The sequence below is a fragment of the Longimicrobiaceae bacterium genome (assembly GCA_035696245.1).
GTDB lineage: Bacteria > Gemmatimonadota > Gemmatimonadetes > Longimicrobiales > Longimicrobiaceae > DASRQW01.
In genome coordinates this window covers 1-11016 of sequence record DASRQW010000483.1, presented here as the reverse complement: position 1 = coordinate 11016, position 11016 = coordinate 1, and the positions used below count along the sequence as shown (strand labels likewise).

Below are 11016 nucleotides of genomic sequence, written 5' to 3'. Positions count from 1 at the left end.
CTCGGCGCGACCGAGGTGCTGGCGGGTTTCGCGGGCTTCGTGCGTGAACGCGCCGTGCGCAGGATCGAAGCGCAGACGGCACTCCTGGCGCTGTTCACCTTCATCGCGATCTGCGCGACCTGGATCGACGCGTGGGACGCGCTGCGCGACGTCACCCTCGACTTCGCGGGGCTGTGGGCGCCGATCCTGATCGCGACCTGCTACTATCTGGCGGCCACCGTGGTCTTTCCCCGCGATGCCCAGGGGCTGGCAGACCTCGCCACCTACTATTCGCAGCGCAAGGGCTTCGTGCTGGCCATGCTGCTCGTGAGCGACGTGCTGGTCACGGTGACCTACGTGCCCGTCCTCATGGAGCAGCTCCACGCGCGGCCGGCGGTGGTGTGGCTCTACTACCTGCCGTACAGCGCGCTGACCAAGATCACGATGGGCGTTCTGTATTTCGTGGACGGGCGGCGGGCGAACATCGCAATCCTGGTGGCGCTGATCATCCAGTTCCTCGTTCCGTATTGGGACCACGGCAGGATCATCGGGATGATCGAGAATGCGTACGGCTACTCGCACTCGGTCCACTGAGCTGCTGCCCGTGGACCGCGTCGGTGTCGATGGAGGTGAAAACGCAGAGGGGCCGCTCACGCCGAGCGGCCCTTCTCGTGCTGCGCAACATCCCGAACGCGAGAGATGAATCGGCCGTGCCTGTTCGGGCTACGAAACGGACGATTGCAGGACAATCGGTCCGCACGGACCCGCTTCACACCACCGTAGCTGGTGGGTAGGATGCAGACGGTTATGCGGATTGCACCCCTGCGCGTCATCTCTCCACCCCGTCACGCCCTGCCGTCCGCGACACGAACGGCAGGCGTGACGCGAGCTACACGATCTCGGCGACCAGGTTGAAGCCGCCGTTCCCGTGCGTGAGGCTGGTCTTGCCCGGATTTCCCTCGGCCACCCAACCGCGGTCGCTCCCATGGGGCGCGGCGAACGCCCTCGCCTGCACCACCCCCTTCCCGCCTTGGAGGAAGTACCGGAGCATGACCCCCCCGATGGTGACGTTCTGCAGCACCAAACTGGCGCACGGTGCCCAGTAGTTGTCGTTCTGCGGCAGCTCGACAGTGCCGCTCAGCTCCTGCGGGGTGGCAGCCCCGTCGCCATTCTTGGCGCTCATCCACTGCCAAGCGGGTTCCTTCTGGCACGTCCACTTGATCCTCGCGTCGCTCATCGTCCATCTCCTTGGTTCGCTCGGAATGTCTTCGCTCCGGGACGGATGCCCGCGGATCGTATACCCGCACATGGGAGTGGATTCCAGCGCCGGTTTCACCACCGGCGTGAAGAGCCCATGAGAGTTTATGCCGTGATCGGGTTGGGGAGACGGCTGGATCGCGGAGCGGAGCGGCCTTCGAGCACGGCGGCAGATCTCCACCCGCCGGCCGACGAGTGGCTCGGCCAAGGTTCATTGGCAGTCCCCAGCAGGCCATCGGGCGCTACTCTCCGCCGGGAGTGCGGTACGAGCGTTGCGACTCGGCGGAGAAGAGCGAACGGAGCGAAAGAAGCTGGATTACGCAGGTGGGATGCGGCGGCGGCGCGGATATCCCGTCGCTACCACGACGCGGGCACTGAGAACGGCAGGAAGGGTGTTTCGGATGATTACTATCAAACTGCGACATTTTTCAGTGGCAGCTCACGTCTGCCGAACCTATGTTCCACCGGATTCCACCGCAATAGGCACTGGTTCTTCACGCCGCGGTGGACACAGAAAGAGAGGGGCCTCACTCTCGGAGCGGGCCCCTCTCTTTCGTGGCCTCCGGCTACTCTCGGGCGACCCGTTACACTGCCGTGCCGACGGTGCCCTTCTACCGTCTGCACGCCACGTGAAGGGGTTCATCCACCCTCTCCACCTGCTCCTTCCCGGCGTGGGCGCCGGGGGTGGGAACGACCGTTTACCGCCCGACGACGAGGAGGACGCCGTTCTGGCCGATGGAGCCGTAGCGGGTCATGGCCTCGGCGGCGGAGATGTAGCGGATGCTGGAGAGCTGCGCGGGGCGGTAGCGCTGGAGCGAGAGGGCGGGGCCGAGCGGCACATCGTTGTAGATGACGAAGGTGTCGTTGGTGCCCGTGCGCTCGTGGCTCCCGCTGCCGCCCAGCGTGAGCCAGTTGGGGTGCAGCCGCTGGAGCAGCGCGTACGCGCTGGCCTCCGGCGCCGCGGCGAGCTGCTCGGCGTTCAGCTCGTTCGCGCGCGTGTGGCGCGTGCGCGGCGGCGCGGCGGCGTTCGCGGCCGACGGCACCGGCGCGGGTTCGGACCCGGAAGATGCGCAGGCGGAGAGCGCGACCAAGGCGAGGAGCACGGCGGCGCGGCGAAGGCTGGAGGGGGTCATGTCGGAATCGTCGGGGAGATGTGCTTCGGGCGGACGGCCGGAGAGGCCGCCGGGGACGAGCCGCGGGGCGGACGCTGGGATGCGCCCGCCCCGCCGTGCGTCACTCGCCGTACGGGACCCAGATGTTCTTGACGTGCGTGGCCTGGCGCAGGAACTCCTCGCCCTCGCCCTGCACGGCGTCGAACCAGTCGCGCGGGCGGCCGTAGCTCACCCACGTGCGCTTCATGTTGCCGGCTGAGAGGCGCTCCACCGCCGTGCTGCCCTCGGCCGAGCCGAAGTACCAGAGCGCGTCCACGTCGTCGTGCGCGGCCAGCGTCTCGGTCAGCTCGTCGCGCTTGCCGGTGACGATGTTGATCACGCCGCCCGGCACGTCCGACGTGTCGAGGACCTGGTAGAAGTCCGTCGCCGCCAGCGGCATGCGCTCCGACGGCACCACCACCACGGCGTTGCCCATCGCCACGGCCGGCATCACGGCCGAGACGAAGCCCAGCAGCGGCGCCGCGTCGGAGCAGGCGATGCCCATCACCCCGATGGCCTCGGGCATGGCGAGCGTCACGTTGCGGAAGGGCGTGTGGTGCACCGCGCCGTCCCACTTGTCGGCCCACGCGGCGTACGTGTACAGGCGGCGGATGGAGAGGTCCACCTCGCGCGCGGCGGCCTTGTCGTCGCCCGTCATGGCGGCGATGCGGCGCGCCATCTCGTCCGCCCGCGCGGCCAGGTTCTCGGCCACGTAGTACAGCACCTGCGCGCGGTTGTGGCCGGTCGCCTTCGCCCAGCCGGACGAGGCCTTGTGCGCGGCCTCCACCGCGTTGCGCACGTCCTTGCGGTTGCCGTGGCCCACCTCGCCCAGCAGCCGGCCGCGCGCGTCCATCACCGGCAGCGAGTAGCCCGAGTCCGGCCGCGCCTGCTTGCCGCCGATGTACAGCTTGGCGGTACGGTCGATGGGCGGCAGCCCGGCCACCGGCTTGGACGCCTGCACCTCCGCCGCGTCGGCCGGCTTGGGGGCCTTCTCCGCCTTGCCGTCCTTCTTCTCCCACAGCGGCTTCACGTACTCGAACAGCCCCTCGCGCCCGCCCTCGCGCCCGAAGCCGCTCTCGCGGTACCCGCCGAAGCCGCTGGCCGCGTCGAACATGTTGGTGCAGTTGATCCACACCGTGCCCGCCTTGATCTTGGGGGCGATGTCGAGCGCCAGGTTGATGTTCTCGGTCCACACGCTCGACGCCAGGCCGTACTGCGTGTTGTTCGCCAGCTCCACCGCCTCGGCCGGCGTGCGGAACGTCATCAGCACCACCACGGGGCCGAAGATCTCCACCTGCGCGATGGTGGACGACGGCGACACGTCGGTGAAGAGCGTGGGCGGGAAGAAGCACCCCTCGTCCGGGCAGCTCCACGACGGCTGCCACATGGTGGCGCCCTCGTCCGCCCCCTGGCGCACGAGCGAGTCGATCTTCTGGAGCTGGATGGGGTCGATGATGGCGCCGATGTCCACCGCCTTGTCCAGCGGGTCGCCCAGGCGGAGGTTCTCCATCCGCGCGCGGAGGCGGGTCACCAGCTTCTCGGCGATGCCCTCCTGCGCCAGGATGCGCGAGCCGGCACAGCACACCTGCCCCTGGTTGAACCAGATGGCGTCGACCACGCCCTCCACCACGCTGTCCAGGTCCGCGTCGTCGAAGACCACGAAGGGCGACTTGCCGCCCAGCTCCAGCGAGAGCTTCTTCCCGCTCCCCGCCGTCGCCACGCGGATGATGCGGCCCACCTCGGTGCTGCCGGTGAACGCGATCTTGTCCACCTCGGGGTGCTCCACGATCGCCTGCCCCGTGCGCCCGTCGCCGGTGACGATGTTGACCACGCCCGCGGGCAGCCCCACCTCGGCGCACACCTGCGCGAAGAGCAGCGCCGTGAGCGAGGTGAACTCGGCCGGCTTCAGCACCAGCGTGTTCCCCATCGCCAGGGCGGGAGCGATCTTCCACGACAGCATGAGCAGCGGGAAGTTCCACGGGATGATCTGCCCCACCACGCCCACGGCGCCGTAGCCGGGCAGCTCGCTCTCCATGAGCTGCGCCCAGCCCGCGTGGTGGTAGAAGTGCCGCGCCACCAGCGGGATGTCGATGTCGCGCGACTCGCGGATGGGCTTTCCGTTGTCCAGCGTCTCCAGCACCGAGAAGAGGCGCGAGTGCTTCTGGATCTGCCTCGCCAGCGCGTACAGGTAGCGTGCCCGCCCGTGGCCGCCCAGCGCCTGCCAGCCCGGGAGCGCGGCACGGGCGGCGCGCACGGCGGCGTCCACGTCCTCGCGCGAGCCCTGGGCGATGCGAGCCAGGACGCTGGCGTTCGCGGGGTTGGTGGTGTCGAACCACTCGGCGCCGCCGGGCTCGCGCCACTCGCCGTCTATGAAGTGCTTCATGGTCCGGTCCCGCTCGTCCAGCCACTTCATGGCGGGCGAAGCGCTCTCGGGGGCGGGTCCGTATTCCATGGTCTCGAAGATCTCGGCGATGCTCATGGGCATCCTGCTCCTGCTCGGGTGCCGCCCGGGGGCGAGCGTTCGGTGGCTGTGGTGCGTATCCGGTAGTATACGCAAATCGGCCGCGGGATGCACGCGCATCCCCAAAAAGCCGAGCGGCCCTCCCGGTGATTGGGGAGGGCCGCTCGTCCTTCGTCCCGCGCGCAGGTTACTTCGTGCGGACGATGCGCAGGGTGTAGGGGCTGGTGGGCGCCACGCCGCCGCTCAGCGCCGTCACCGTCGTGAAGGAGCCCTGCGTCACCCCGAAGCGGAAGTACGCCGTGCCGCCGCCGAAGCTGTACGACAGGGTCAGCGGCGTGCTCGAGGTCAGCGGCCGCGTAAGCAGCGGGAAGCCGCCCAGGCCACCGAACACCGAGCGGTAGTTCCAGCTCGGCGTCTGGTAGGGCGCGGCGACCGGGAAGGAGTTGTCGTCCGCGTACGCCGCCGTGACGAAGTCACCCAGCCACTCGTTGGGGTCGGCCCCGCCAATGGCCGCCTGGATGTTCGACTTGCCCGTCGCCGGGGTGTCGATCAGGCTGGTCCAGAACGCCGGCTCGCTGCCGTTCACGCGATCCGAGGCGTAGCGCAGGAACGCCCACGCCGCCCCGCGCAACCCCGGGCTGTTGGGATTGTTCGTGCGGAACGCGCCCACGGTGTCGGGGCGCTGCAGGAACCCGCGGAACTCGCCGAGCATGGGGCCGTTTTCGCTCTGGCACATCGGCTATCCATCTGCCTCCGCACCGGCGCGGGTCCTGCCTGGCACGCGAGGAAGATGCGACGATGCGCATCTCCGAACCTCCTCCTGCAGGGCGCGAGATGAGCCACGTGGTGCTGCTGGGCGATTCGATCTTCGACAACGCGGCGTACGTGCACGGCGCTCCGGACGTGATCGAGCAGGTGAGGAAGCGCCTGCCGGGCGGCTGGACGGCCACGCTCTGCGCGGTGGACGGCGACGTGACCGGCGACGTGCCGCGCCAGCTGAAGCGCGTGCCCCACGGCGCGACGCACCTGGTGATGAGCGTGGGCGGCAACGACGCGCTCGGCCACCTGGATCTGCTCGCCGAGGGCACCCAGTCCATGGCCGCCGCGCTCGACCGCCTGGCCGAGGTGGCGGAGGGGTTCGAGCGGAAGTACCTCGCCGCGCTGGACGCGGTGCTTGCCCGCGGGCTGCCGACCGCCATCTGCACCATCTACTATCCGCGCTTCCCGGACGCGTACCAGCAGCGGCTGGGCGTGGCGGCCCTCACGCACTTCAACGACACGATCCAGAGGGCGGCGTACACGGCGGGCATCCCGCTGTTGGACCTGCGCCTCATCTGCAACGAGGACGCGGACTACGCCAACCCGGTCGAGCCGTCCACGCGTGGCGGAGACAAGATCGCCGCCGCAATCGTCCGCGCCGTCACCGAGCACGACTTCGGCCGCCGCCGAACCGAGGTCTTCGTCCGCTGACCCGTGTCGCTCCGCGGGTAGATGTACATCGCCCGCCCCGCGACCGGACGCGCGGGCTGCATCCACGTCTTCCGCGCACCAACGGAGTCCCGGGGATGGGACCGGATTTCGCGGATTCGGCCGCGGGACAGCTTCGGCCACGGTTCCACGCCTGCCGACCAGCCGCGGTGCGGAGTGGAGGGACGGATGATTCGGTGGACGTGACGTCTGGGGCGGCAGGGTGCACGGATTTCGGGAGATGAGGGGATGCGGATGATGCGGTGCGGCGGGGGAGGGCGATGAAGGCGGCGTACGATGCCGTGGTGGTCGGCGCGGGGCCGAACGGCTTGGTCGCCGCCATCGTGCTCGCTCAGGCGGGGCGGAGCGTGCTCGTGGTCGAGGCGGAGGAAACGGTGGGCGGGGCGGCGCGAACGATGGAGCTGACGCTGCTGGGCTTCCGCCACGACCCGTTCTCGGCCGTGTACCCGCTGAGCACGGGCTCGCCGTTCATCCCCACGCTGCCGCTGGGGGAGCACGGGCTGGAGTGGATCCACCCGCCCGTACTCGCCGCGCACCCGCTGGACGGCGGCCGGGTCGCGCTGCTGGAGCGGTCGTTCGCGGGCACGGGCGCGTCGCTGGGCGTGGATGCCGATGCGTGGCGCCGCGTGATGCAGCCGTACGCGGACCGCTGGACGGACCTGGCGCCGGACATCCTGGGCCCGCTGGGCATCCCCCGGCACCCGTTCCTGCTGGCGCGCTTCGGGCTGGCGGCGCTTCGGACGGCGCAGGGGCTGGCCGAGGGTGCGTTCCGGCAGGAGGAGGCGCGGGCGCTCTTCGCCGGCATCGCGGCGCACTGCGCGCTGCCGCTGACCGCGCCTGCCACCGCCTCGTTCGGGCTGGTGCTGGCGGCGGCGGGGCACGCGAGCGGCTGGCCCATCCCGCGCGGCGGGGCGGGGTCGCTCACCGGCGCGCTCGCATCGTACCTCCGCTCGCTGGGCGGCGAGATCGTCACGGGCACGCACGTCGCCTCGCTGGACGAGCTGCCGCCTTCACGCGCCGTGCTGCTGGACCTGACGGCGCACCAGGTGGTGGAAGTCGCCGGCTCGCGCCTGCCGGACGCGTACCGCCGGCGAATGGGGCGCTTCCGCTACGGCCCGGGCGTCTTCAAGGTCGACTGGGCGCTGTCCGAGCCCGTGCCGTGGACCGCCGAGGGCTGCCGCCGCGCGGGAACCGTCCACCTCGGCGGCACCCTGCGCGAGGTCGCCGCGTCCGAGGCAGCCGCGGCGCATGGCCGGCACGCCGAGCATCCCTTCGTCCTCTTCGCCCAGCCGTCGCTGTTCGACGGCACTCGCGCGCCGCAGGGGAAGCACGTGGGCTGGGCGTACTGCCACGTGCCCAACGGCTCCACGCAGGACATGACGGAGCGCATCGAGGCGCAGGTGGAGCGGTTCGCGCCCGGCTTCCGGGACACGATCCTGGCGCGGCACACCATGAACACCTCGCAGATCCACGCGCGCGACGCCAACCTTGTGGGCGGCGACATCAACGGCGGGTCGCCGGACCTGGCGCAGCTCTTCTTCCGCCCGGTCACCCGCCGCGTGCCGTACGCCACGCCGGTGAAGGGCCTCTACCTCTGCTCGGCGTCCACCCCGCCGGGCGGCGGCGTCCACGGCATGTGCGGCTACCACGCCGCCCGCGCCGCCCTCACCGACGGCTTCTGAATCACGGTAGATGACGGCATCCGCAGCCGAATCTCGCGCGCCTGCCACCGTCCCGGCTAAATCGCGCGCCCGGCCAGCATCCTGTAGGGACGCACCTGCGTGTGCGTCCGCCCTTCCGCAGCGAGATCACGTCAGCCGAACGATGGTGCATCCGCGGCGCGCAGGTCGTACCCCACACGTGGTGAGAGATGTCGGGGATCGGAGGATGAGCTCCGCGCATCAGCGGTGGGGCGGCGGGTCTGTAGATGCGAATCGGGGGAGCGCCACGTGGCCGCTCCCCCGATTCGCATCTGCCGAAATCTCACAGTTCCATCTTCCGATCACTCGCATTCATCTACCGAACCCGCAGATGATCGGCCGATGCGCGGCGGCTATGCGGTCCCGCCTTCGCCCTGCTCGGGAGATTCGGCGCGGCGGCGGCGCATGACCATCTCCTCGGTCCACTTCTCCACGTCCTTCGCGTCTTCCTCGTCCAGCGTCTCGTCCACCGTCTCCACGCCGTCCGGCGCGGTGCCGCCGCTGCGGCGCACGACCTCTTCCACCACGGTGCCCCACGCCATGGTCTGCGCGACCTTGCCCACGGTGCGGATGCCCACGCGGTCCAGCAGGGTGGCGGCGCGGTTGTAGGTGCGCACCTCGAAGCGCACGGTGCCGGGCTCCGGCTCCTCGGCCATGAAGCGGATGACGCCGGCGAAGAAGTGCCCCTCCAGCGTGACGCTGGTGATGGCGCGCGGCGTCACCTCCTGCACGCGCACCTGAACGTTGCCGCGCACGGGCACGGCCAGCGTCATGGTCGCACCCTCTTCCAGCGGCGCGGGCGGGCCCGGCTCAGGCGCCACCTCCATGATGCCGTCCGGCGGCAGCGTGTGGAACTGGTCGCGCACCAGCGCCAGCACCTGTTCCGGCGTCATGCCGCTGCCGCGGATGTCGGCCCAGAAGCGCTCGCGGTGCAGGCGCCCGGTGCCCTCGCTGGGCAGCTTCTCCGGCATGGCGTCCGCCAGCTTCGACAGCCCCTCGGCCAGCCGCGTGGGCTCCACGCCGAAGACGTCGGAGAGCGCGTTGGTGCCGCCGGGGCCGATCACGTTGCCCTCGGCGAGCATCACGAGCTGGTCCTGGTTCACGGGCAGGTCCACTCCCACCAGCCCGGCCGCCTGCGTGCCCAGCTTCGCCAGGAACTCCGGCACCGGCACGCGCACGATGCTGCGGCCGGTGAGCTTCTCCATCAGCTCCAGCAGCCGGTTCGTGGTCGTCGTCTCCGGCCCCGCCATCTCCAGCACCTGCCCCCAGCCCTTCTCGCCCTCCACGGCACGGGCGAGCGCCTGGCCCACGTCCTCCACCCACACGGGCTGGAACTCCTGGTCGCCGCTCACCACCGGCACGGCGGGCAGCGTGCGCACCATCTTCAGCAGCAGGGAGATGACCTCGTCGCCGGGCCCGTACACGTTGCCGGGCCGGCAGACCATCCACCTTCCGGAGAAGCCGGACCGCACCACGTCTTCCGCCGCCTTCTTGGAGCGGTGGTAGCCGGACTCGCCCCGCTCCGCCCCCAGCGACGAGACGTGGACGAAGCGCTCCACGCCGGCGCGAGACGCCTCGCGGACCAGGTTGCGCGTGCCCTCCACGTTCACGGCATCGAACGTCACCTCGGGCGGGCTCTCGGCCACGATGCCGGCCACGTGCAGCACCGCGTCGCACCCGTCCGCCGCGCCGAAGACGCTGCCCGCGTCCGACACGTCGCCCGTGCGCGCCTCCACGCCCGACGCCCACTGCCGCGCGTCGTCCTCCGCGTGGCGCGACAGCAGGCGCACCGTGTGCCCGGCGCGCACCAGGTGATCCACCGCGGACCGGCCCACCACGCCGGTGCCTCCCGTTACCAAGACCTTCATTCGCTTCCTCCCTCGGGCTCGGGTTGGTGCGGCGCGGGTGCATTTCGGAGGCCACCCGGCACTCACCGCCATCTCTGTGCAAACCCTGGACGCGAGGGATGGACATCGCACGCGACGCCCGTTTTGGTGCGCATTCCCGTCAAAACTCTGGACAGCGGCTCGCCCCAGGTGCATCTTATCTGCACACGACATTGCCTGCCGGATGGCGCGACGCTCCTTTCGCGCCGGATATATCCACGCCTTCGCGGCCTTCGCCGCGAAGGGGCGATGCGCGTGCGGCACCTGGCCGCACCACACTGGCCCCATCCCCACCCGGAGCCCGCACATGAAAGGTAACCCGCCCACTCCCGCGACCCGCAAGCCGCGGAGGCGCTGGCGCTGGCACGTTCCCCCCGCCCTGCTCCAGGGGCCGGAGTCGCTGGAAGGCTCGGAGATCCTGGACGAGACGTCCGGCGCCCTGGGCCTGCTGCTGTGGCAGTCCATGCGCGACGTGACGCTGTGGGCGGGCGTGCCGGACCCCGAGGAGCGCGCGGGCCTCTTCGCCGCGGGCGCGGAGGAGCGCCGCACCGGCGAGATCGCGTCGGCGGGCGTGGACGCCGCCATCGAGCCGGCGCTGCGGCGCATCGCGGCGATGGCGGGGAACCCCGCGGGCGCGAAGGAGGACGAGGTGATGCAGGCCTGCCGCGAGGTCTCGCTGTGGGCCGACGGCAAGGGGATGCTGGCCACGGCGCTCCAGTTCGCGCAGGCGGCAGCGGTCGCCGCGCCGGCCAACGCGGCGGCGGGCTTCCGCGTGGGCCAGCTGGCCCGGCGCCGGGCGGACTACGCGCGCGCCGAGACCTGGTTCCGCCGCACCATCGGCCTGGGACGCCAGGCGAAGGACTGGGGCTCGTATGCCGAGGCGTTCCTGGGGCTGGGCAACCTGTACGTGCAGCGCGGCAACTTCCCCGCGGCGCGCAAGCTCCACATCCGCGGCCTGCGCGCGGCGCGGCGCCACGGCATGCGCGACATCCAGGGCCGCGCGCTGCACGACCTGTTCGGCATCGCGGTCGAGACGGGGCAGACGACGGAGGCGCAGGACCTCGCCCGCGCGGCCTTCCGCGCGTACGGACCCG

General features: G+C 70.9%; 9 protein-coding genes. 4 read left to right on the top strand and 5 right to left on the bottom strand.

Features of this window, described 5'->3' with window-relative positions:
• A partial coding sequence (locus VFE05_21650; protein ID HET6232695.1) for a hypothetical protein occupies positions 1-573 on the top strand: 573 nt, incomplete at its 5' end.
• A 295-nt stretch (positions 574-868) separates the two neighbouring features.
• On the opposite strand, the gene VFE05_21645 is transcribed toward VFE05_21650, so the two are convergent.
• From VFE05_21645 to VFE05_21630, 4 genes are all read right to left on the bottom strand, one after another.
• Positions 869-1216 (bottom strand): hypothetical protein, encoded by a 348-nt coding sequence (locus tag VFE05_21645; GenBank protein ID HET6232694.1) that lies wholly within the window; start codon positions 1214-1216, stop codon positions 869-871.
• A gap of 718 nt (positions 1217-1934) precedes the next feature.
• Positions 1935-2369, bottom strand: coding sequence for a hypothetical protein (locus VFE05_21640; GenBank protein HET6232693.1), 435 nt, complete (start codon positions 2367-2369; stop codon positions 1935-1937).
• A gap of 100 nt (positions 2370-2469) precedes the next feature.
• Positions 2470-4866 carry an aldehyde dehydrogenase family protein gene (locus VFE05_21635; protein ID HET6232692.1) on the bottom strand — a complete coding sequence of 799 codons (2397 nt, stop codon included), beginning with the start codon at positions 4864-4866 and terminating at the stop codon, positions 2470-2472.
• A gap of 169 nt (positions 4867-5035) precedes the next feature.
• Positions 5036-5584 carry a hypothetical protein gene (locus VFE05_21630; GenBank protein ID HET6232691.1) on the bottom strand — a complete coding sequence of 183 codons (549 nt, stop codon included), beginning with the start codon at positions 5582-5584 and terminating at the stop codon, positions 5036-5038.
• Positions 5585-5646: 62 nt separating this feature from the next.
• On the opposite strand from VFE05_21630, the gene VFE05_21625 reads away from it, so the two are divergent.
• Together VFE05_21625 and VFE05_21620 are read left to right on the top strand one after the other, a co-directional pair.
• The gene (locus VFE05_21625) at positions 5647-6318 is read left to right on the top strand and encodes an SGNH/GDSL hydrolase family protein (protein HET6232690.1); all 672 of its coding nucleotides are present in this window, start codon (positions 5647-5649) and stop codon (positions 6316-6318) included.
• 278 nt (positions 6319-6596) lie between these two features.
• On the top strand, positions 6597-8018 hold the full coding sequence (locus VFE05_21620; protein HET6232689.1) for an NAD(P)/FAD-dependent oxidoreductase: 1422 nt from the start codon (positions 6597-6599) through the stop codon (positions 8016-8018).
• 371 nt (positions 8019-8389) lie between these two features.
• Here VFE05_21620 and VFE05_21615 read toward each other — a convergent pair whose 3' ends face one another.
• Positions 8390-9904 carry a DUF1990 family protein gene (locus VFE05_21615; protein HET6232688.1) on the bottom strand — a complete coding sequence of 505 codons (1515 nt, stop codon included), beginning with the start codon at positions 9902-9904 and terminating at the stop codon, positions 8390-8392.
• Between the two features lie 325 nt (positions 9905-10229).
• Between VFE05_21615 and VFE05_21610 the strand changes: the two genes are divergently transcribed.
• The coding region (locus tag VFE05_21610) for a tetratricopeptide repeat protein (protein ID HET6232687.1) at positions 10230-11016 on the top strand (787 nt) is incomplete at its 3' end.

What these genes read in the sequence shown, in the direction of transcription:
- VFE05_21620 (HET6232689.1), top strand. Translation starts at nt 6,597, where the DNA reads ATGAAGGCGGCGTACGATGCCGTGGTGGTCGGCGCGGGGCCGAACGGC.
- VFE05_21640 (HET6232693.1), bottom strand. Translation starts at nt 2,369, where the DNA reads ATGACCCCCTCCAGCCTTCGCCGCGCCGCCGTGCTCCTCGCCTTGGTC.
- VFE05_21635 (HET6232692.1), bottom strand. Translation starts at nt 4,866, where the DNA reads ATGAGCATCGCCGAGATCTTCGAGACCATGGAATACGGACCCGCCCCC.
- VFE05_21615 (HET6232688.1), bottom strand. Translation starts at nt 9,904, where the DNA reads ATGAAGGTCTTGGTAACGGGAGGCACCGGCGTGGTGGGCCGGTCCGCG.
- VFE05_21630 (HET6232691.1), bottom strand. Translation starts at nt 5,584, where the DNA reads ATGTGCCAGAGCGAAAACGGCCCCATGCTCGGCGAGTTCCGCGGGTTC.
- VFE05_21625 (HET6232690.1), top strand. Translation starts at nt 5,647, where the DNA reads ATGCGCATCTCCGAACCTCCTCCTGCAGGGCGCGAGATGAGCCACGTG.
- VFE05_21645 (HET6232694.1), bottom strand. Translation starts at nt 1,216, where the DNA reads ATGAGCGACGCGAGGATCAAGTGGACGTGCCAGAAGGAACCCGCTTGG.